Below are 20,979 nucleotides of genomic sequence, written 5' to 3'. Positions count from 1 at the left end.
GCGCGTCTCTGCGTGGGGTGGGTGCTATTCGCCCGCGTCCGCGGCTGTCAGGTCCAAGCCCTCGGCAGAGGGGCCGGGCGCATTCCGCTCGTCCGCGGCCGTCGCCGACGGGTCGTACACGCGGTGGAAGCCCCGCCCCCACTCCCGCCGCACATCGGCTTGGAACGTCGACTGCTGCCAGCGGTCGAGCTGGTCGGCGAGGAGGCCGTAGTCCAGGGGGATGCGGGCGGAGCGCAGCAGCAGCACCATCTCGCGAAGGCGGACGGCCAGCGTCTCGAAGTCGGTCGAGCTGCCGATGCGTACGAAACGCTTGCGCACGGCAGGGTTGAGCTCCGTGTCCGGGACTGTCCTGGACCGCACGGCCTCATCCTGGGCGCTGCCCGACCCTGGGTTCTCCTTGTCGTCCCGGTCCTTCGTGCCCGCCTTGCCCTCGGACAGGCGCCGCGCGGCACGGCCCAGAGCCCAGCGAGGGACGTGCATCGCCTCGTCGCGCAGCGACTGCTGGTGCAGTGCCCACAGCGTCACAGCCAAGTGGACCGCGCGGTCCTCGCGGTCCTCCCGCTCTTCACGCCACCTTCTTTCCGGATACGACAACGGCTCCGGCGTGCCGTCCTCTCGCTCCCGCGCCGCCCGCTCGCGGAGCCTCGTCAGCGCCTCCAAATCATCGAGACCCCAACTGGTGGGTGAACCGTGAGGATCCCGCCCGACCTCGCGGCGCAGCCTGGCCACTGCCGCGACCGAGGACGCGACGTCGCGTCGGTACCCGGCTTGCAGCCGCCCGATGGTCTCCGCAGCCGCTTGTCCGGCGGGGGAACGTGTGGTGCCGTTGCTGGCTGAGGTCACGGTGTTGCCTCCGTACGGATGTCAGTGGCGGCCCGGGATTCGGGGGAGCGCGGCGCTGGCGTTCCGGCGACGGGTGGCCCGAGGACCTTGTCGAGCCGGGCGCGGAACCAGCTCTCGGCGCGGCCCGCGTCCAGCAGCCGAACTCCGAGCTTCGGGATGTCCACGAGGCGCCCCTCGTCGGCGGCGGGCCCTGCGGAACGGAGGAGCTGCCTGCCGAGCCTCGTCATGTGCCGCCGCACTGTGGACCGCCACTCCTGCCGAGCCGTGTGCAGATCGGGAAAGGTGAGCAGGTCCTTCAGCCACGCTCGGTACGGGCCGTCTAGCGCCCCGAATCCGAGGTCACGCGCGGTGTCGTTGGGCGCAGCGGGGTCGGTGCCCGCGGCACGGGCGAGGTTCGCGGCGAGCTGCCCGAGCGCGGTCACGGCCCGATCGGCTTCGCTGACGGCGTCCAGGGCGGCGGCGCCGTAGATCGGGTCCTTCTCGTGGAGAGTGATGACGGGCAGGACGACGGAGTCGTCGGCGATCTCGTCGATCACGGACTGCTGGGTCCCGTACTTGGCACCGATCAGCCGCAGTCGCACCAGTTTGCTGGGGAGGATTTCCCCATTGGTGATCACTTGGGTGATCCAGTCGGTGATGCCGGAGCGCAAGGTCTCCGCGGCCTCTCCGCGCCTGGCCATGTCCGACGCCTGCTGCCGGGCGGGCAGCAGGGAGGCGAGTCCACGCCAGGCCGCCTTGCTGGGGTCGTGCCGCTGGGGCATGTACACCAGCGGGCGCTTCTGCTTCTTCTCCTGGGTGGGGCTGCGGCGCCAGCTGGACATCGGCTCCAGTGTCCGGGGGGAGGACATGGCGAGTCGGTCGCCGTATCCGAGGATCACGCCGGTGACGACACCGTCTCGCGCGTGCAGCCGGACTCTGCGGCTCTGCCAGGTGTACAGGTCCCGCAGGCCGCGGGGCCCGCCGGAGGCATCGTCACGTTCCTCGGCCCCGACCCGCGGGCGTCGCCAGACGGGCCGGTCATCGTCCGCGCTCGGTGCCGCGCGCCCGTGGTACGCCTCCTCGAAGGCGATCAGGTTGAGCAACAGCGTTTCCCGCAGCGTGTCACCCTCGGCGAAGATTCCGCCGAGGTCTCCCAAGGAGCCCACGCCCAGCGGGTAGACCTTTCCTGCCTTCCCGCGCGTGTCGCCGACCATGGCGGACTTGATCCCCGAGGTGTCGTAGGCATGGGCGTGCACGAGCCAGCGCGCCGCCTCCGCGTACGACAACTGATCGACTCCAGGTCGTCGCATGGCGAAGAAGGGTTCCCCCACGGGGACGTCCGCGACGATGCGGCTGAGCGGGGCCAGCTCGTCCTTGGCCGTGCGGAGATCCGCGACCTGGTAGAACGGGTCGTCGGGGTGGAAGAGGTCGAAGCGGTCGCGATGGCGCTTCAGGTAGCTCGCCACCGCGGAGAACGGGTCGTCCGCGAGCCAGAGGTCCTCCCACGCCTCCAGCTCGGCGGGCCCCTCCAGGGTGTCGTACAGGATGGCGAGCAGCAGCCGGAGCAGGGCCAGCTCCTGCGTGGGGATGTCGCCCACGAGCCGCCGCAGGCGGTGAGCCTCTTCGAAGAGACCGAGCAAAGAGACCTCCTCCACCGTGCCTTCGACATGCTGGACGGGAAGCCACGGCGAGGACACCAGGTCGAAAGAGGGGGGCCGTACGCTCATTGCGGCCTCCGGTTCCTGTTCACGTTCGCCAGCAGGGAGAGGGGCGTCGACGGTGTCCCGCGTTTCGATAAGTCCCCTAATGCGGCGTCCATTTGGGCTTCCCCTCTCTGCTGCTTCCCTTGTTGTGTCTTCCGGCCTGGCACGCCCCTCCGTGGGCATGCCGGGAGCCGTCACCCGCAGCCCATCGGTCCGGCTGTAGGTGAGAAGGAAGCCTGACAGACGGGTCTGACAATCGGCGTCCAAGACGAGAATCAGCTCGCCCGCGAGCCAGGGGCACTCCTTGACCTGCCATGCGGGAACCAGGAAGCGCTCCAGCTCACCGATGGTCCACTGGGTGCTGAAGCGTCCGGGGAGCGTGAGGGCGCTCGCCGCCACCGCCTCGGCCGCGCGGCGCGACGGCGGGAAGTCGACAGGCAACTCGAGCCCACCACGCCCGCCCTCGGCCCCGTCGTCCAGCCACGGGACGGTCGTGAGTCGCCTGTCAGCTTGCTGCTGTACGACCAGCACCTCCAGCGTCTCGGCGGTATCGCGGACTTGGGCGCGCCCGGCAGGGCTGTCGTCCGCGTCGCCGGCATGCGCGTTCAGCCAGCCGTACACCGGCCTCCCCGGCCGCCGTACCGGACTGAGCAGGAAACTCTCGGCCCGTTCTCGCTTCTGTCCGAGCAAGCGGTCGTGCTCGACCCGTGCCTCGCCCATCTGGTCGGCCCAGGAGCCGGGGCAGACCGGCTCGTCGCCGTACACGGCCTGGACGAGTGGGCTGATCCCGTCGGGAAGCACCAAGGCCTCGCCGTCCAGGAAGGGGCCGAGCACCGCCAGCGTGCGCAGCAGCGTGTACGCGCTCCGGTAGACGGCCAGCGTCCCGGGAACGGGCTTGGGTGGCTCGGCTCCCCAGTCCACGCCCGTGATCAGGCAACGCGGCCGGGCCAGACGTGCAGGCCGCGGCCTCACATGCCGATGCAGCCGCCCCATGCGCTGCAGCACCAGGTCCACCGGCGCCGCGTCCGTGACAAGGAAGTCGAAGTCGACATCGAGCGACTGCTCGAGAACTTGGCTGGCCACTACGACGTGTCGGTGTGGCCGCTCCGCTCCGTCCGGCCCGAACATCCGGAGCATGGCCGCGTCCTTGGTGGCCCGGTCCGCGGCCAGGAACCGCGAGTGCGCCACGGTCACGGCGTCCGCCCCGAGCTGGGCCCGCAGCGCGTCAGCTGCTTCCAGCACTCGGTCGACGGTGTTGCGGACGACCAAGGCGCAACCGCCGTCGGCCAGTTCGCCGTCCAGGCGATCGGCGAGGATGGCGAGGTCGTCGTCGATGCGTTCGATCCGTACGTCGGTACGGCGGCCGGAGGCGGCCGGAGGTGTCGCGGTGATTGCCGTGTGCCCGGGAGCGGCCGCCGTGAGGAGTGGGTACGCCGTGCCGGAGTCGGGGCTCCCGTCGTCACTCCCACCGCAATAGGCGGCGATGAGTGCCTTCCTGCGGGCAGCGGGAAGCGTCGCCGAGAGCAGGACGACCGGGACGCGGTACGCCGCCAGCCACTCGAGCACGCGATCCAAGTACCTACCCATGTAGGCGTCGTACGCGTGCACCTCGTCGATGATGACGACCTTCCCCGCGACCGCGAGGTGCCGCAGTGCTAGGTGTCGGCTCTTGAGCCCCGCGAACAGCACCTGGTCAATGGTCGTCACCGCGAAAGAGGCCAGGAGCTGTTTCTTCCGCCCGCGCAGCCACTGATGTGCGTGCAGCCCGGCGGGTCGGTGCGCAGCCGACGCTATGGACTCGCCGCCGTCGAGGTCCACGGCGGCGATGGTCCGCTGTCCTTGGGCGAGCAGACCGGCCCATTCGTCGTTGAGTGCGGCCTTGGCGTGCGCGAGGACGACAGAGCGCGGCGCCTTTTCCTCCTCGGCCCCTGGAAGGCGGTTCAGCCATGCCGTCACCCGGGAGAACATGGCATCGCTCGTGGCACGTGTCGGCAGGGCGATCAGAACTCCGCCCGCTCCCGCGCGAGCGGCGAGGATCTCCGCAGCCGCGAGCGCCGCCTCTGTCTTTCCTTCACCCATCGGGGCCTCGATCACCACCAGGCCTGGCGTGGGCATCGTCCGGGCCAGTTGAACGGAGGCGCTCTGCACAGGCCGAATCTCCGCCTCGGCCAGCTGGGGAAACCGCCGCACGAACAACTCCGCGGGCGAGCCCGGTGGATCCTCGGGTGCCCACGGCCCGGGCAGCGCGAGCCCCTCCCACGCCGCCCGGAACCGCCGCCGCTCACCGACCGGGCCTTCCGGGCGCCACGTCTCGGGGTCGTACGGAAAGAGCTCGGGTGAGCTGGCGATCCAGTCGGCGAGGATCACCACGGCGGTCAGCGCCACCTGCGCGGGCTGAGGCAACCGCACACCACGCCACTCCGGAAGCCGTTCGGCCACGCCCGCCAATTCGGCGCACCCATCCATGAGTTCGTACTGAACCCGGTGCCACGCCGCCTCACTGGCGCCTGGATGCCGCAGCAGGTACGGCCGCAGCTGAAGATCATGGATCTGCTGGTGATCGGGGGGCACCCCATGGTGCCCGCCTGCCACCACCGCGAACTGCCCCGCTATCCGATTGCCCAGACCGAACCGTTCGGACAGCCACTCCTGCAGCAGCAACTGCCCGGCGAGTCCGTGTGGTGCGAGCTTCCTGTCCTGCCCGTACTCCTTGAGGAGAAGCATGTCGAGTCCGACATCCCGCATGAGGCTCGCCAGCGGCTCGACTTGGCAGGCGAAGGCGGGGGTTGCCTTTCCGACGTCATGGGCGGCCCCCAGGAAGCGGACCAGCCGAAGGGCGTCGTCCTCCGCGCCGGGCAGCGCCGTGGCCACCAACTTCACGACCCCTCGGGGCACCCAGCGCTCCCACAATTGCCCGGCCGTGGCCGCGCTGTCCGCCAGGTGCCGCCAGAGGGGCAGCGAAGTGTCCGACGAGCGTTCGTGCTTCGCCCACACCTGATGGGCGGCCGGAGACAACGCGGCGAAGGGTGCTGGGGTGTCCGGGATGTCTGGGGTCATGGATCCAGGGAACATGCCTGCCACATCCTGAGTACGCGGCTACGAGAAACGCGCTGATCGGGCTCAACGAGGTGCTACATGGGCGCCACGGAACCCGGCGCGGGCAGGGGGAACCCCTGGTGCCGACGCACAGGTCGGCACCAGGGTGTCCCGCCGTGACCGTCAGGCCGAGCGCGGACGGAACACGCCCGCATAGACCAGCACCACGATCACGATCACGGCGCCCCACGCCCAAGGTGCGTACGGGGAGGGCGTCGAGGGGTACGTCGTGATCAGCGCCATGAGCAGGGCGTGCGCGGCGGGAGGAGGTTGAGGTAACGGAGGCTCGGACGGGGATGCGGGCGCGCTTCGGTCGTCCACGGATAACATCCTGTCGTGTCGTCGGAGCTCGGCTCCTGCGGCCTTCCGGACCCCCTGGCCTCTCGATCCGACGAGCTGTGGCCAGGGGGTCCGGCCTGTTGGGGCCAAGTCCGTTTTGTGGGTGGGGAGTTGAGCGTACCGTTCGTAGGGTGCTGCGTCTTGAGGTTTGTTGATTGATCTCTTCAGCCGATTAGGCTTCCCAGTTTCAAACTGGGAAGCGCAGTCAGCGGCCTTGGTTCACCCCGCCCACCTCTGCCGGGCCTGACACGCGAGCTGCCGTGAGCGCGGCAGTGAGATTTCCGTTGTCCAGGTAGCTGTTGGCTGCCTGCCGTAGCGCTGGTGGGAACCTCCCAGGACATCGGCGGGGGGTGCGGGCTCATGGAGCCCACGGATGGGCTGGCCCGACGTGGGGTGATGGCCGTCTCGGTTCGGCGTAGCCCCGCATGGGCGGGGAACACGTTGGGACGCAGGCTGCCGACTGGGCATCCCAGGGACCACCCCCGCACGCGCGGGGACCACGTAGTGCACTCCCGATGGTATCCACAGCAATCGGGACCACCCCCGCACGCGCGGGGACCACGCCGACTCGGACGTCACGCTGGAGATGGCCGGGGGACCACCCCCGCACGCGCGGGGACCATCGCCCTGGCAGCGCCTCGCCGCCTGCCGCCTGGGGGCCACCCCCGCACGCGCGGGGACCACGCCTGCCCCTGTGTGGGATGCGGCCCCTGAAAGGGACCACCCCCGCACGCGCGGGGACCACCGGCTGCAAGCCCGGCGGCACGGTCCTCGACCCGGGACCACCCCCGCACGCGCGGGGACCACGGTCCGCTACCGATGAGGCAGCAGCTCGCGCGGTGGACCACCCCCGCACGCGCGGGGACCACCTTCGCGGGGCGAGCCTCCCACGTGCAGAAACGGGACCACCCCCGCACGCGCGGGGACCACAACGAGGGCGTCGAACTCGGCAACCTCGCCTGGGGACCACCCCCGCACGCGCGGGGACCACATGCGCCGGGCCCAGGCGCGAGGCCCGGTTGCGGGACCACCCCCGCACGCGCGGGGACCACCCAGGCCTGACACCACCGAAGGAGCCCACCGTGGGACCACCCCCGCACGCGCGGGGACCACAACTGGTTCGGCGTGCGGCCCGGCCTGCAACTGGGACCACCCCCGCACGCGCGGGGACCACCACGATCACGTGCAGGAGACGGGCGTTCGCCAGGGACCACCCCCGCACGCGCGGGGACCACAGTGCGGCGATGGCCATGCCGGTCTTGTCCGCGGGACCACCCCCGCACGCGCGGGGACCACTGACTGGGTTCCCGTACTCACCGTTCCCGCCCGGGACCACCCCCGCACGCGCGGGGACCACGGCTGCGGAGTGCGGGGGCCGGTGGGGGCGCTGGGACCACCCCCGCACGCGCGGGGACCACGAGACCTGGAGGGTGCCCGGACCGGAGAAGCGGGGACCACCCCCGCACGCGCGGGGACCACGTGGCGGCGGTGCCTGGCCAGGTGTAGGCGCCGGGACCACCCCCGCACGCGCGGGGACCACCGGAATCCGGCGTCCCAGGCGATCCGGACCGCGGGACCACCCCCGCACGCGCGGGGACCACAAGCCCCGCGCCCTGCCAAGCCGCTCCAGGGAGGGACCACCCCCGCACGCGCGGGGACCACAGGCCGCGACCTGCAGCTTTACACAGCGGACACTGGGTTTCCCCTTACTTTCAGAGGAACCGCCATTCCGCCCCATTAGCCATCAAACGCTACTAACCATTGCAAAGCCCCATTCGGTGACAGCGGCTGAAGGCCAGGCCGACGGCGTAACCCTATGCCCGCTGCCGACGCAGTCTCGTGGTCAACTCGTACTCGGCCTGCTCCTGCAGAAGCGCAGGCCCCTGTCCTCGCTGGCCGTGAGGCGGGCGCGGCTGTCAGGCGGCAGCGTGCGCGCGGACCAAGAGGGTGCCGACCGGCTCGTCGGCGGGGGCCGGCAGGACCGTGGCGTCCACGTCGGTGAAGCCGTGCCGTTTGAGCAGGTCTGTCCAGGCCTCGGGGCCGTACTGCCATCGCAGCACAGTGAGTTCGCGCTCGCGGCCCTCCAGCCACTTGCCGCGCATGCGTTGGGGTCCGTACGTCTCGCCGGTCGGCTCGGCGTGGGCGAAGGCCAGGACGCCGCCGGGGGTGAGGCGGCGGGCGATGAGGGGCAGGAGCTGGTCGGGGTCGGTGAACCAGACGGCTCCCCACACGCTGTAGACCGCCTCGAACACCGTTGAGGTGGTGGCGAGGAACTCCACGGCGTCGGCGCGCACGAACTCCAGCCGCGGGGTGTCCTGCCACCAGGCGCGGGCGCGCGCGACCTGGACGGCGGACAGGTCCACGGCGGTCACCTCCACGCCCTGCCGGGCGAGGTGCGCGGCTTCCGTGCCTTCCGCGGGACCCAGGTCGAGGGCGCGCTGAGGCAGGGGAGTGCCCAGGAATTCGGCGCCGGGCCCGTGGCCGGGGTACTGCGTCCACTCGAACACCGCCGCGTCCGGCCGCAGCGCCGGGCCCTCGTCGCGGTGGGGTTTGTAGGTGTCCCAGTACTCGGCCGGGGTCTGCGGCGCGCGGGGCATGAGGCTCCTTGAGGGGGCGGCGGGGCCGGTGGAGTGGGTCACCGTACCGATCCGTCCGTCCCTGCGCAGGGAGATGACGCAGTCGGCTCGAGGAGCAGCGGGAACGGGCCCGGAAGCGCGCCGCGCGCTTCCGGGCCCGTTCGGGTGAGGCCGGTTCTCAGTGACAGTTCGCCCCCGGACGGCAGGGGCCGCACTTGGTGAAGTCGGCCTCCCACAGCTTCCGGTCCACCTCGAAGCCGTTGTCGGCGATGATCCGGGCAGTGCGCTCGACCGAGCCGTCGTACTTGAAGGCGATCTCAGGGATGTGCTCCAGGAAGCGGCCGTCGAAGTGCTCGGCGCAGAACTCGCGGTAATTCCGCGTGTCCAGGATGAACACGTGCACCGCGATGTCCACGATGCGCCCGCAGCACATCTCCAGACCCTGGCCCCACTTCTCCATCGCGGTGATCAGATAGCTGACGGCCGCGTGGAAGAGGCGGGTGGCCATCACCTCGTCGAAGGGATGGTCCCGCATCAGGAGCTGCACCTCGCGCTCCCACACCTCCGGCTTCACATACGTACGCGGATCGCGTACCAGAGTCTTGACTGCTGTGACCATGCTGACCTCCCGGTGCGCCGGTGTCGCCGACCGCCCGTCCGGGGCGACATGCCTCCACGAAAGCGCCGTTGAGAGCGCGACGGCAGTCAACTCTCTTACGATGCAAGCCGTTTGCAGGTCGTGCACATGCGGTCGACGGCGCACGCCTGGGCCTCTACCGTGGACGTTCCTGCCCCGCGAGCGGAGGTGGGCATGGCTGCCACCGGTACCGACCCGCTGTGGAACAGCGCACTCGTCCGCACGCTCGCCGCCCGCTGCGACCCGGGCGGGCTGATCCGGCTCGGCCGCGCGCACCGCGGCTGGCGCCAGAGTGACCTCGGTGAGCGCATCGGCTGCTCGGCCTCCACCGTCTCTCGAATCGAACAGCGCGGCCGACGCACCGACCTCACTGTCCTGCGGCGTGCCGCCCGCGAGGTGGGCGTACCGACACACGTGCTGGCTGCGTCGCTCGGGCTCAGTGCCTCTCCAGCCACTAGGGTGGCCCGCGACAGGCCACGCTGTGCCGAGGAGGCCGATCCCATGCGCCGTCGTACGCTTCTCGCCGCCGCGGGGCTTGCCGGCCCTGCCACGCTGCTGAGCTCGCTGGACGACGCGCTGGCCGTCACGCCCGACCCGACCGGGTCACCGGTCCTTCTCGACGCCCGGCTGGCCGCGGCCCGCGCCACCTTTGACGCCGGCCGCCACACGGCATTCCTCCACGGCCTGGCCGGACTCCTCGGAGACCTGCACCACGACGTTCGTACGTACGGCACCGACCACGCCCACGCTCGCCTGTCCGCCTGCTACGGCCTGGCCACCGCCGCCCTGATCAAGATCGGCCGCTACCCGCAGGCCCGCCTGACTGCCGACCGCGCCTCCACCCACGCCGAACTGTCCGGATCCCCGCTGGTCGCAGCGTCCGCTGCCCGCGAGCTGAGCATCGTCCTGCGCCACCAGGGCCAGTCCCCGGCCGCGCAGCGGCTGGTCCACCAGGCCCTCCGGGGCGTCGAGCGGACCGGGCTCAGGACCGACGCCCAGGCCTCGGCGTACGCCCAGATGCTCTGCACCACCGCGTACACCGTGGCCCGCGCCGACGACCGCGACCAGGCCCTCGCCATGATCACAGAGGCTCGCCGCGCCGCCCGCAGCCTCCCCGACGAGGCTCCGGCGGAGCGACTGTTCCCCCTTACTCCGGCCGCCGTCGACCTGTACGCGGTCGGCGTGCACTGGGCACTCGGCGACGCGGGTACGGCCCTCGACGTGGGCCGTGGCCTGTACCCCGGCCACTTCAGGACACCCGAGCGCAAAGCCAGGCTGCACACTGACCTCGGCCGCGCGTGGTGGCAGTGGGGCAAGCCCGAACAGACGGCGACGGAGCTGCTCTCGGCCGCCCGGGTCTCGCCGGGCGAGGTACGCGACCGCCCCGCGATCCGGACGATCATCTCCGACCTGCGGACCAAACATCCACGGACACCGGGCGTACGCGAACTGGCCGCGGCCGCGGGGCTGACCGCCGCCTGACACCTGGCGCCCGCCTTGGCCGCCGCCCCACGGGTGAGGAGTGAAGGCAGGGGCCGCGCAGAGCACCTCCAGAGCCGCGATGCGCTCTGCGTGGAGTCCCGGCAGGGGATGATGTGATCGAGGGGGCTATCCCGCACGCGCGGGGGCCACCGCCCCGGCCCGCTGATGAGCAGGGCCGCGGTGGGACCACCCCTGCACGCGCGGGGACCACCACCAGCCGTACATGGTGCAGGCGAACCTGCCGGGATCACCCCCGCACGCGCGGGGACCACCGCTCCTCCACGGCGGGCTCGCCGTCGCACCGGGGACCACCCCCGCACGCGCGGGGACCACGGCGACCTCAAGGGCGTCGGCGACTGGGCCATGGGACCACCCCCGCACGCGCGGGGACCACTCCCCGGAGACCTCGACCCACCCGGCGCCGAGGGGACCACCCCCGCACGCGCGGGGACCACAGGCTGCGACCTGCGGCTCTATGTCGTCGGCAGTGGATTTCCCCTTACTTCTTGAGATACCGACATTCCATCCTGATATGCGCAATCGCCAGCATGTGCCGCCAAGGTCCGATGATGTAGGTCATTGGAACGCCCCTACTTGGGAGGGGTGTTGGCCTGCTGGTGTACCCATGGTGCCTTGAGGGCCGCGCATCGGTGGATTGTTGGGATGTCACGGCGGACGTGTGGTGCGGGGATGCGATTCTGAGGGTCGTCTAGGGTTGGCGGACAGGGAGAGGTCTCGTGGCCAAGTTGGTTCAGGAGCAGCTGCTCGAGGTGTTCGTGGACGACTATGCGTTCGCTCTTCAGGAGTCGTGGGATGCCGAGCTGCCGGTCGAGTTTCCCGACGGCTTGAACGTCGGTGTGTTCGTGAACGCGTTTCCGGGCCGGGTGGACGTGTCCAGTGCCGGTCACATTCATACTGCCGCAGTGAAGGTGCAGGTGTGGGACGGGGCGCCGCCTGCTGAAGACGCCTCTGCGTGGGATGTGAGAGACGAGGCCGGGTTCGAGTCGGTGAGCGGTGACGTCGCTGTGTGGACCCCGACCTTGGGGCGCACTGATGATCTGATCGAGCTCGGCAGAAAGGGCTCGTGGCGGGTGCGGGTGCACTGTGCGGGCCGTGACGAGGTGGCCGCGTTGAGGGGTTCGGAAGAGTCCGTTGTGGGCGTCGAGCGCTATCTGGTGCAGTTCTTCCCGGTCTGCTGACTGGTGCGGGGGCGGCTGGTGGGCGTCGGTCGCCCCCGGTTCGTCACGTTGTGATCTTTACGAGGAAGGCGTCGTCCCTGGTGTCGGCGAGCACCCTGTTCTTGGCGTAGAAACCTTTCAGCAGCAGCCCGGCGTCGCGGTTGTGCTCTGCCAGAACGGGCTTGGCTGAGAAGTTGAACTTCCTCGCGTCTGGGTCGTATTGGTGTTCGGCGGCTCCTTCCAGTGTGGAGCGGAAGGGGTACTCGTCGCACTGCTTCTTGCCGCCCTCCGTGTAGTTCGGGCCCCAGTACCTCTTGCACTGAGCGATGGCGGCCTTGCCGTTGTCCTCGTTGCGCCCGCTGTCTCGTGTGCGGTGCAAGGGGGCATTGGGATTCTGTCCGGGTACCTTCTTGGCGGACATATAGGGCTTCGTGTCGTCCGGGCTGAGGAAGGCGAGCCGGATGTGCTTGGCGACTTCCTGCTCCACCGCTCCGTTCTTGGCGCTGTACACGAGCGGGACGGCGTAGCTGAAGGTCGCCGCACCACGCCGGGCGGGGTTGCCGCTGCCGGTGGAGTTGGCCAGATAGCCGGCGGCCTCCCACCGGGGAGCGAGCAGGAACAGCTTGGTGCTGGAAGGGGGCTTCACGGCCCACGGGGCGGGAGGCGTGACGGTGACGGTCGGTTGGTAGACCGCGAAGATCGTGTCGAGCCGACCGCTGCCCTGGCCCGGTTCGGCGTGGACGGTGTGCGTGAACGACTTCTGCCGCTTGGCCTCGGCGAAGGTCTTGGTGCCAGGCATAGTTCCGCCGTAGGTATAACGAGCGCGGGACGGCCAGCTTTGGGTGATCTTCGGCTTCACCGAGATCTTGAGGGCGTCGGCGGGAATGCTGCCGTTCTTGCCCATCTCGCTGAAGTGGAATGTGTATTCGGTCTTCCGGCTGTTCTTGGCGACCGTGCCCACCACGCGCAGGTTGAACCAGCTCTGTCCCTTGACGCGTCCGTTCTTCAGCCAGGTCTGGAGGAAGGACGTGCCGGTGCACACCGCGAAGCGGGACTTGACGAAGAACTTCTTGTCGCTTCCCAGACCCTTCCGGCATTCGTCCAGGGTCATCTTCCGCGAGGGCTCGGGGTAGACGGCGTCACCGGGAGCCGGGACCGAGGGCCGAGCCCCAGAGGGTGAGGCGGGTGGCGAGGGCGCGAAGGACGACTCCTTCGCGACTGTCCCATGGGCGACGGCAGGTCCAACTGTCTCGGCCGCGGTGAGAGGCTTCTGCGTTCGGCTGGTCCGGGCCATCGCGTGCAGTCGTTCCAGGCCGCCGTCGGCTTGAAGCTGCGCGAGTGAAGGAAGGGCGGTGCCCAGTGGCAGTGCGTAAGTGAGCACGGCTGCGTCCGAGCCGTCGTCGGCGAGCGCGGGTGCGGCGGCGGGCAGGGCGGTGACGGCCAAGGCGACGGCCAGGGTCGTGCGGCACGATATGTCCAACCACGGTCTTGTCATGGGACGTTCTCCTGTTCGGTTCGTGCCGGGCTCGTCCGGGCACAGAGGCGCAAGGTTTACCGAACTGGTGACCGAAGCGTGGCGTGGAAGGCTCAAGGCGGCGCGATACTGCGCTTCGCTGGCCGGAAGCGCCCTGGCTGCCCCTGGGGCCTTGGCACGTCACGATTGATGCGAACTGGCACGCTGAACCCCTGTGGAGCTGCCGCGGGAGCGGTGGAAGGCTCACGCCCCGCAGCAGGCGCTCGCGCCCGTCTGACTCGCGGCGCTCACCGTGACTGCTGTCGAGTGATCCTGGGTCGTGCACCGTGGCCGCACGATCGATCAGACCGTTGCAGGCGGTCGTGCGGATGCGGCAGTGGCGGGACTTGTGTGCGTGTCATGGGTGCTTGACCGAGGGGCCCGTGAAGCCTAGATGGTGGCGAAACTTGCGGGTTCTACTCGGCGGTGAGGCTGGAGGTGGTGCGCAGCAGGGCGCGGTACTGGCCGTTTGATGGGGCCTCGCACGCGCGGGGACCACCGAGGCGGAGGCAGATCCAAGGGCGAGCCCAGGGGCCACCCCCGCACGCGCGGGGGCCGCAGGGTGTGACCTGCGGCTCTACGTGGTCGGCAGAGCCTCCCTGGCCGCAGCGTTCTGGCGATGAACTAGCGCTGGAGCCGTGGCTGTAGAGGCGCGTCGGAGCGAGTCTTGGGTGGGTGTTGCGGGCAGGACCGGGTATGCAGCCGCTGGTGGCGCTGCCGCGTGAATGGGATGCGGCTTTGCGCGCGGCAGATCACCAGGCCCTTCCCTTCTCGGAAGGGTGAGTTCTGGTTAGTGGTCCTGTCGACGTCGCATCCAATGGGCGACGTCCCGTCGATGCGTCGCCTGCACCAGCGCGTCGATCCTGGCGCCGGATTCTGTCTCGATGGAGAGGGCCTTCCCTTGGTGGAAGGTGACTCGCTTGCCCGGGTGCAGGGCCCCTCTCGGGCGTCCGGTGAACGTGGATCGGGACTGGATGAGCAGGCGTTGGTCGGTCAACGCCACGGCGAACTCATCGCCGAGCAGGAAGAAGGGCAGTCGTCCAACCCTCCGGCGCACTGCCACCACCAGTCTTACTTGTTCGCCTTGCGGTACTTGGTCCCGGATGTTCCATTGAGCGATGGTTCGTAACATCCGGAGATTCACGGCGTAAACAAGGGCTACGAAGGACGCGTCCCAGATGACGGACGGGGCGAGAGCCCATCCGGCGATCCACGGGGTGGAGATGATGGCGATGGCTGCAACGAGCATGGACAGGCGGGCGGAGCCGATCGCAATGCCTTTGGCGGCGGGGTTCATTCCGTTCCCTCGGGTCGGCTGCGCGGGCCGGGGCGCTGTGCCTCCCTGGAGTTCGGGAGGCACAGCACGGGGTGGCTCAGTTTACGTAGTAGATCGGACGGAGGCCGGGCGCCCACGGCCCGAGGAGGCCGCCGGTGATGCCGCCGGACAGGCCTTCGACGGTGTTCTGGCCCGTGGCCTTGGCCATCCCGGCACCCGCCGCGCCGCCCCAGAGGGCTCCGGTGACTGCGCCCGCGAAGAGGCAGGCGGCTCCCGCGGTCGCTCCACAGGCGGCTCCGACGGCAACGGTCGCGGCGGCGCCGACGGCGACGCCCACAGCGGTGCTGACGGCAGCCTTGGCCCAGCCGGGCATGCCCCATAGGCCGTTCGGGTCGATCATGTTGGTGAGGTCACCCGAGGCGTAGAGGTACGGGTTGGTTTCGAGCCCGGCCGGGTCGGGCTGGGTGAAGCGGCCGAGGCGTGGGTCCATGTAGCGGGCCTCGTTGTGGTAGAGCCCGGTGGGGTCCTGGTAGCCGCCGGCGAAGCGGTACGGCTGGGGGGCCTTCTCACTGATGTTCCGGGTGACGCCGCGCGGGCTGTAGTCGTAGGTGTTGACCTTCGCGCCCTGGTCGTTGACGACGACCCTGGTGGAGCCGATGGCGTCGGTGAGGTAGTAGTACGTGCTCTGAGTCCTCGACGTTCCCTCCGTACGGGAGGAGTTGAGGTTTCCGCCCGGCTCGCGGGTGAAGTTCATGTCCACCCCGGCCGTGGTCTTGGAGGACAGGCCGACGGGGCCGTGGTGGAAGGTGGTGTCGCCGAACTGGGTGCGCTCGGACTGGTCGGTGGAGGCGTAGCGCCCCTTGAGGTCCTGCCCGCCCTGTGTGAGGGAGGTGAGTTGGGAGAAGTCGTTCCACTGGCCGCCCGTGCGGGCCGACTCAGGGGTGGGGGCGGCCGCGGTCTCGTTCCCGGCCTTGTCGTAGGACCAGCCGTCGGTGTCGCCGTTCTTGCCGGTGATCTGGGAGGCGTCGTTGTAGGTGTAGGTGGTGCCGCCGGGACAGCCCGCCTTGGTGCCCTGGGAGGTGAGGTTGCCCGCCTTGTCGTAGCAGTACAGCCAACTGCCTTCGACCGTGGTCCCCTTGGTCTCGTTGGTGAAGGTGAGTCTCCCGGCGGAGTCGTACGTGTAGGCGCGCTTGAGTCCGGCGACGGCGTCGGTCTCGGTGCGGATCTGCGTGCCGTCCCTGGTGGTGCGCGGCAGACCAGCCGCACGCGTGGCGAGCACGGCATGCTCCCCTTCACCGTGGCGCCAACGATGAGATCATCCGCAATCGCGGGAACCAGGGCTGCCGCTGTCTCTCGGGGACGAGAGGCGGGCGTTGTCGGCCTTACGCGTGCCTGGGTGGCCTCGGCGTTCCGCCCTCCACCGGTTGACCGCAGGGCCGTGCTTGCCGGCGAAGTTACCAGCAAGGGTGCGAGCCCGGTCGCGTCACGTGACCGGGCTCGCTTCCCCCGTGGTTACCGCGGTACCGGGCGGGGCGCCGCCGTCAGGAACCGCGCTGAGTGCCTCAGTACTTGTTCAGGCGCCAGTTGCTCCAGTGTCCGGGGGCGCCGCCGGTGCTGCCGCCGTTGAACCGCTCCTTGTACCAGGCCCTCCCGTCGGTGCCCTTACAAGTGATGGCGAAGTTCCACCCGTTGGCCCAGGCCATGTCGATGGAGTGGTTGCCGGGCTGGGTGCACTGTCCCCCGAGCGAGGTCCAGCCGCTCGTTCCGCTGCCGGAGCCCCACTTCGTGTACGCCTGCTTGTTCGTGCCGATGACGAAGACCTGCCACTGCCCGTTGGGCAGCTTGTGCTTGAGCTGACTGTTGCAGTAGAAGCTTCCGCCCCAGTTGCTGTAGTGGCACCAACCACCGCTCTGGTAGGTCGTTCCCGGGTCCGATACGGCTACGGCGGCACCGCGGCTCGCGGAGCCCGTGGCCGCCTGGGCCGTCACGGCCGTGCCTCCGAGGGCGAGCGTGGCGCCCAGGGCGAGGCCCGTCAACGCGTGTGATGTGCGCATGGTGATTCCCCCTTGTTCTCCGGTGTTCTCCGGTGGTGTGCTCGACACGAGAACCTAGGGGAGGGCATCGGGGTTCGCGTCAGGCGCTCGTTAGACCTTGCTCGTCAACCGAGCACGTAACCGGGGTAAACCTGGGCGGCAGCCGACCGGCTCAGGCCCCCGGCCCGGACCCCGGCACCACGAGTCCGCTCTCGTAGGCGACGACCACGGCCTGGGCGCGGCTCTTGAGGTCCAGCTTGGTCATGATGCGGTGCAGATGCGTCTTCACCGTGCCTTCGCTGAGGAAGAGCTCGGCGGCGATCGCGTCATTGGTGAGTCCGCGGGCCACCAGGGTGAGGACGTCGAGTTCGCGCGCGGTGAGCTCGGCCAGCTGCTCGGGGCGGCGCAGCGCGGCACCCGGGCGGGGCGTGTACGCCTCGATGAGGCGGCGCATGACCGTCGGCGCGAACAGCGCGTCGCCACCGGCGATGGTGGCAATGGCGCCGAGCAGCCGCTGCGGCGGGGTGTCCTTGAGGAGGTAGCCGCAGGCGCCGATGCGCAGTGCGTCGTACACGTACTCGTCCACGTCGAACGTGGTGAGGACGACGACGCGCGGCCGTGGAGCGAGGTCCAGGGCGAGGATGCGCTCCGCCGCGGTGAGGCCGCTGATGCCGGGCAGACGGACGTCCATGAGGACGACGTCGGGCCGGTGCCGCTCGGCCAGGGACACGGCTTCCTCGCCGTCCGCGGCCTCCGTGACGGACGTGAAGCCGGGCGTGGCGCGCACCAGCGCGGCCACCCCCGCCCGGATCAGGTCTTGGTCGTCGACGACGAGAACACTGGTCATGTACGAGCTCCCCCTTAAGCCGCGCTGCCGTCCGGCGCGTCGGGCGCCGGTGTCGCGGCGCCGGTCGGAAGGGTGAGCCGGACCTCGTACCCCCCGTCGCGCCGCGGCCCGGCGGACAGCGAACCCCCGCAGAGGTTCGCCCGTTCCCGCATCCCGATCAAGCCGTACCCGCTCTCCGGCGCCGAAATGGCCGGTTCGTGGCTGTCGCCGGACACCCTGCCATCGTCGCGCACGGCGACCGTCACCTGGTCCGGCTCATAGGTGATGTGTACGTACGCGCTGGTGGGCGCCGCGTGCTTGACCACGTTGGTCAAGGCTTCCTGGACGACGCGGTACGCGCACAGGTCCGGGCCCAGGGCCAGCTTCCTGACGGTGCCCCGGGTGCGGACGGTGACGGTGACGCCCGCCGCGCCGAGCCGTTCGGCGAGCTCCTCGACCCGGCTGAGCCCGGGCGGAGCGTGCCGCGGCGCACCGCCGCCCTCCTCGTCGCCGACGTCGTCCACGCGCAGCATCGACAACAGGCGCCGCAGCTCGTCCAGGGCCTCGCGGCTGGAGTCCGCCACGGCGGACAGGGCCGAGCGTGCCGTCGCGCCGTCTGAGTGGAAGACGTACGCGGCCAGGCCCGCCTGCACGGAGATCGCCGACAGGTGGTGGGCGACGACGTCGTGCAGTTCGCGGGCGATGCGGACCCGCTCGCCGAGGACGGCGTTGCGCGCGTGCGCCGCCTGCTCGTTCGCCAACTGCGCGCTCAGCCGCCGCAGTTCGAGATTGCGCTGGGTGATCAGGCGCATCGCGTGCCCGAAGGCCAGGGCGATCGCCGGGATGAGGATGCCCTGGGCGAGGACGAGGATCGCGGGAAGGCGCCCGCACACCCCGTTGTAGAGGAGCACGGCGCCGGTCAGCGCGGCCGAGGTGAGCGACACGCGTGGCGTGCGCGTCGCGGCCACGCTCACCAGGGCGATCATCGGAGCCCACCAGTTCAGCGAGGGCTGGTAGCCGAGCGCGAGATACCCGGTGTACGCCGCGCAGGAGACGGCGAGGGCCACCACGGGGGCCGAGCGGCACCACGCGAGGGGCAGCGCGACCAGGCAGGTGAGCAGGTACGCCCGCGCGTCGAACGGCGCCCACCCCTCGGGGTGGTACTCGTGCCCCGCGACGCTTCCGCTCACCGCGAGACCGGCGGCGAGGGCGGCGTGGACGATCCGCTGAACGGGCGCGGACCGCACTGATCTCACCTGCATCGGGGGATGGTAGGCCCGCGGGCAACTCCTGTCGTCAGTCCCACGGTTGAGTCGCCGTCAACTGTGGTGAGTGCGGACTCGGGTCAGGCCGGCAAGGAACTGGGAGGTGTGCGCGGCGTCCCCGAGCCTCGATCTCCGCCCGGACCTGGTCGTCGGGCTCGGTGTGGTGCGCCGACGCCCGCTCCGCGGCCCTTCGGGGGGGGGCGGGGCCCGGCGGTTGTGGCGGGGCCGTTGACAGGGAGGGCGAGGGGTTCCATCGTCGGTGGTGGTGGATTGTCGGGTTTCGGTGGGTCCTGCGGGGCCGGGCGGTGCTGGTCGGTGGATGGGCGCCGACGCCCCGGCCGGGCCGGGTGACGGGGCCGATCGTTCGGGGAGCCGAGTCCCCCTCCGGCCGTCCCCGTAGGGAGAGGGACATGAGCGAATCGGCCGAGCGCCCCACGGCGCGTTTCGACGCCACGGTCCACCCCGGAACGACGCACCGGGATCTTCGGGGTGTCGCCGGGCTCGACCTGGACCGGATTCCCGATCCGGAGGGCGCGGTCCGGGTGCTCGTCACCGTGGAGGAGTGCCGTCGGCTGGTGGAGAGCGGGTACGAGGTCCATCTGCACGCGACGGTGCCCGTGCGGCCGCTGCCCGGCGAGCTGGTGGAGCGGGACGACGCGGTCAGGGCCTGGCTGGAGGAGCGGTTGCGGGGCATCCGGCGGGCGGGGGGTGCCTGATGTACCGGACGGTGTCCCAGCTCGACCTGGTGGGCTCGCAGCTCGCCGCGTCGTTCCCGCAGGTGTGCACGAGGATCCAGCTGCCCGAACTCTCCCTCCAGGGGCGCCCCGTCTTCGCCCTGCGGCTGCGCGGCGGGCCGGGCGGGGACCGCCGCGGCGTCCTCCTCGTGGGCGGCACCCACGCGCGCGAGCTGATGAACCCCGACGCGCTGGTGGAGCTCGCCCTCGACCTCGTCGAGAGCTACCGCAACGGCACGGACGTCGTGTACGGCGGCCGCACCTGGACCGCCCTGGACGTGCGGCTCGTCCTGGAGAGCCTCGACGTGTGGATCGTGCCCTGTGTGAACCCCGACGGGCGCCACCGGGTGATGACCGTGGACAACATGTGGCGCGGCAACCTCCGCGACAACCCGGGAACCCCGTGCGACGGCGTCGACCTCAACCGCAACACGGGGTTCGTCTGGGGCGTGACGGAGGGGCAGACCTCGTGCAGCCCCTGTAGCGAGGTCTTCGTGGGGTCCGGCGCGTTCTCCGAGCCGGAGACCCGCAACGTCAAACACCTGCTGGACACGCGGACCATCCACACGTTCGCAGACGTGCACTCGTTCTCCGAGCTGGTCCTGTATCCGTGGGGCCACGCCCACAGCCAGACCGACGACCCGGCGCAGCGGTTCACGACCCTGCCCACCGGCACCTGCGCGCCCCTCGGCGTCCCCGGCTACCGCGAGTACATCACCCCCCGGGACCTGCTCCGCTTCACGACCGTCGCGGGCCGGGTCGTCGAGGCGATCGCGGCGGTCCGCGGCCGTACGTACACCCCGCAGACGGGCCGGGCGCTCTACGCCACCACCGGCACCCAGAGCGACTACGCCTACAGCCGGCACATCGCGGATCCCGCGCTGCACAAGACGTACGGCTTCACCCTGGAGACGGGTCCGCGCGTCGACACCGTGGAGGACTCCTTCCACCCGCGCGACCCCACCCTCGTCAAACGCGACGCCAAGGCGGGCGTGCTGGCCCTCGCCCAGCAGAGCGTCTGCGCCTTCGACCTGATCGGCGTGCGGCTGCTCGGGCGCCGGACCGAGGTGGACGCGCTGCGCCGGATACGCGACGAACAGCTCGCGACCACCGGGGCGGGGCGGGAGTGGATCACTCTGATCGAGGGGGTCGAACTTCCCGTCGCGTCCGTGGTGTTGGGTGACGAGCGGCTCGCGGGGCGGGTCGCCGCGCTGATGGAGCGCGCGGGGAAGGTGGTCCTGGACGCGAAGCTCGTCGTGACGGACGAGGACGTCGACCTGGGACTGGCCCTCCTGAACGAACTCGCCGAGCGGGCCGGGGCCGGGGACGAGCAGGTGCGGGTCGACCTGAAGGCCGTCGGCGCGGCCCTCGACCGCGCGCGACGGCTGCCCGCGGCCGAGGTCGTGCGGGACCTGATGAGCCGGGGGCCGAGGGAGAAGTAGGCGGGCGTCCGGCCCGGGGCGCCCACGGCTTGCGTTCGGGCTCGCGCGGGTCGGGGC

14 protein-coding genes and 2 CRISPR repeat arrays are annotated in these 20,979 nt (G+C 70.6%); of the genes, 4 read left to right on the top strand and 10 right to left on the bottom strand.

Going from position 1 to position 20,979, the window contains the following annotated elements:
• Nucleotides 1-24 precede the first annotated feature (24 nt).
• The 4 genes from casB to MQV74_RS14605 all read right to left on the bottom strand — a co-directional run bounded on the left by casB (nt 25) and on the right by MQV74_RS14605 (nt 9,155).
• Nucleotides 25-843, bottom strand: a complete 819-nt coding sequence (gene casB / locus MQV74_RS14620) for a type I-E CRISPR-associated protein Cse2/CasB (RefSeq protein ID WP_374120621.1) — start codon at nt 841-843, stop codon at nt 25-27.
• Nucleotides 840-5,582, bottom strand: a complete 4,743-nt coding sequence (gene casA / locus MQV74_RS14615) for a type I-E CRISPR-associated protein Cse1/CasA (protein ID WP_242717764.1) — start codon at nt 5,580-5,582, stop codon at nt 840-842. The genes casB and casA overlap by 4 nt, the downstream gene beginning before the upstream one ends.
• 850 nt (nt 5,583-6,432) lie before the next feature.
• Nucleotides 6,433-7,622: direct repeats of the CRISPR family, unit length 29 nt; unit sequence GGGACCACCCCCGCACGCGCGGGGACCAC.
• A gap of 254 nt (nt 7,623-7,876) precedes the next feature.
• Nucleotides 7,877-8,557 carry a class I SAM-dependent methyltransferase gene (locus MQV74_RS14610; protein ID WP_242717762.1) on the bottom strand — a complete coding sequence of 227 codons (681 nt, stop codon included), beginning with the start codon at nt 8,555-8,557 and terminating at the stop codon, nt 7,877-7,879.
• Between the two features lie 157 nt (nt 8,558-8,714).
• Nucleotides 8,715-9,155 (bottom strand): glycine-rich domain-containing protein, encoded by a 441-nt coding sequence (locus MQV74_RS14605; protein ID WP_242717760.1) that lies wholly within the window; start codon nt 9,153-9,155, stop codon nt 8,715-8,717.
• Nucleotides 9,156-9,347: 192 nt separating this feature from the next.
• On the opposite strand from MQV74_RS14605, the gene MQV74_RS14600 reads away from it, so the two are divergent.
• Nucleotides 9,348-10,655, top strand: coding sequence for a helix-turn-helix domain-containing protein (locus MQV74_RS14600; protein ID WP_242717758.1), 1,308 nt, complete (start codon nt 9,348-9,350; stop codon nt 10,653-10,655).
• 182 nt (nt 10,656-10,837) lie between these two features.
• A CRISPR array of direct repeats spans nt 10,838-11,110; the repeat unit is 29 nt; unit sequence GGGACCACCCCCGCACGCGCGGGGACCAC.
• A 282-nt stretch (nt 11,111-11,392) separates the two neighbouring features.
• On the top strand, nt 11,393-11,854 hold the full coding sequence (locus MQV74_RS14595) for a hypothetical protein (RefSeq protein WP_242717756.1): 462 nt from the start codon (nt 11,393-11,395) through the stop codon (nt 11,852-11,854).
• A 43-nt stretch (nt 11,855-11,897) separates the two neighbouring features.
• Here the strand turns inward: MQV74_RS14595 and MQV74_RS14590 are convergent, their stop codons facing one another.
• The 6 genes from MQV74_RS14590 to MQV74_RS14565 all read right to left on the bottom strand — a co-directional run bounded on the left by MQV74_RS14590 (nt 11,898) and on the right by MQV74_RS14565 (nt 18,743).
• Nucleotides 11,898-13,277 (bottom strand): NucA/NucB deoxyribonuclease domain-containing protein, encoded by a 1,380-nt coding sequence (locus MQV74_RS14590; RefSeq protein WP_242717754.1) that lies wholly within the window; start codon nt 13,275-13,277, stop codon nt 11,898-11,900.
• An 859-nt stretch (nt 13,278-14,136) separates the two neighbouring features.
• Nucleotides 14,137-14,643 carry a hypothetical protein gene (locus MQV74_RS14585; protein ID WP_242717752.1) on the bottom strand — a complete coding sequence of 169 codons (507 nt, stop codon included), beginning with the start codon at nt 14,641-14,643 and terminating at the stop codon, nt 14,137-14,139.
• 76 nt (nt 14,644-14,719) lie between these two features.
• On the bottom strand, nt 14,720-15,901 hold the full coding sequence (locus MQV74_RS14580) for an RHS repeat-associated core domain-containing protein (protein ID WP_308402271.1): 1,182 nt from the start codon (nt 15,899-15,901) through the stop codon (nt 14,720-14,722).
• A 283-nt stretch (nt 15,902-16,184) separates the two neighbouring features.
• Entirely contained in the window at nt 16,185-16,676 is a 492-nt protein-coding gene (locus MQV74_RS14575; RefSeq protein ID WP_242717750.1) for a hypothetical protein, read from the bottom strand.
• Nucleotides 16,677-16,827: 151 nt separating this feature from the next.
• Entirely contained in the window at nt 16,828-17,502 is a 675-nt protein-coding gene (locus tag MQV74_RS14570; protein WP_242717748.1) for a response regulator, read from the bottom strand.
• A gap of 14 nt (nt 17,503-17,516) precedes the next feature.
• Nucleotides 17,517-18,743, bottom strand: coding sequence for a sensor histidine kinase (locus MQV74_RS14565; protein ID WP_242717746.1), 1,227 nt, complete (start codon nt 18,741-18,743; stop codon nt 17,517-17,519).
• A 413-nt stretch (nt 18,744-19,156) separates the two neighbouring features.
• Here MQV74_RS14565 and MQV74_RS14560 point away from each other — a divergent pair, with 413 nt between their 5' ends.
• Together MQV74_RS14560 and MQV74_RS14555 are read left to right on the top strand one after the other, a co-directional pair.
• A complete protein-coding gene (locus MQV74_RS14560) occupies nt 19,157-19,462 on the top strand; it encodes a hypothetical protein (protein WP_242717744.1) in 306 nt (101 codons plus the stop codon).
• A complete protein-coding gene (locus MQV74_RS14555) occupies nt 19,462-20,922 on the top strand; it encodes a M14 family zinc carboxypeptidase (protein ID WP_242717742.1) in 1,461 nt (486 codons plus the stop codon). The genes MQV74_RS14560 and MQV74_RS14555 overlap by 1 nt, the downstream gene beginning before the upstream one ends.
• Nucleotides 20,923-20,979 lie beyond the last annotated feature (57 nt).

The organism is Streptomyces sp. AN091965 (genome assembly GCF_022698285.1).
GTDB lineage: Bacteria > Actinomycetota > Actinomycetes > Streptomycetales > Streptomycetaceae > Streptomyces.
This window is presented reverse-complemented; position numbering and strand designations above follow the sequence as displayed.

Coding starts and splice junctions, on each gene's coding strand:
- MQV74_RS14585 (WP_242717752.1), bottom strand. CDS start 14,643: ATGAACCCCGCCGCCAAAGGCATTGCGATCGGCTCCGCCCGCCTGTCC.
- MQV74_RS14610 (WP_242717762.1), bottom strand. CDS start 8,557: ATGCCCCGCGCGCCGCAGACCCCGGCCGAGTACTGGGACACCTACAAA.
- MQV74_RS14560 (WP_242717744.1), top strand. CDS start 19,157: ATGAGCGAATCGGCCGAGCGCCCCACGGCGCGTTTCGACGCCACGGTC.
- MQV74_RS14600 (WP_242717758.1), top strand. CDS start 9,348: ATGGCTGCCACCGGTACCGACCCGCTGTGGAACAGCGCACTCGTCCGC.
- MQV74_RS14605 (WP_242717760.1), bottom strand. CDS start 9,155: ATGGTCACAGCAGTCAAGACTCTGGTACGCGATCCGCGTACGTATGTG.
- MQV74_RS14570 (WP_242717748.1), bottom strand. CDS start 17,502: ATGACCAGTGTTCTCGTCGTCGACGACCAAGACCTGATCCGGGCGGGG.
- MQV74_RS14555 (WP_242717742.1), top strand. CDS start 19,462: ATGTACCGGACGGTGTCCCAGCTCGACCTGGTGGGCTCGCAGCTCGCC.
- MQV74_RS14565 (WP_242717746.1), bottom strand. CDS start 18,743: ATGCAGGTGAGATCAGTGCGGTCCGCGCCCGTTCAGCGGATCGTCCAC.
- MQV74_RS14575 (WP_242717750.1), bottom strand. CDS start 16,676: ATGCGCACATCACACGCGTTGACGGGCCTCGCCCTGGGCGCCACGCTC.
- casA (WP_242717764.1), bottom strand. CDS start 5,582: ATGACCCCAGACATCCCGGACACCCCAGCACCCTTCGCCGCGTTGTCT.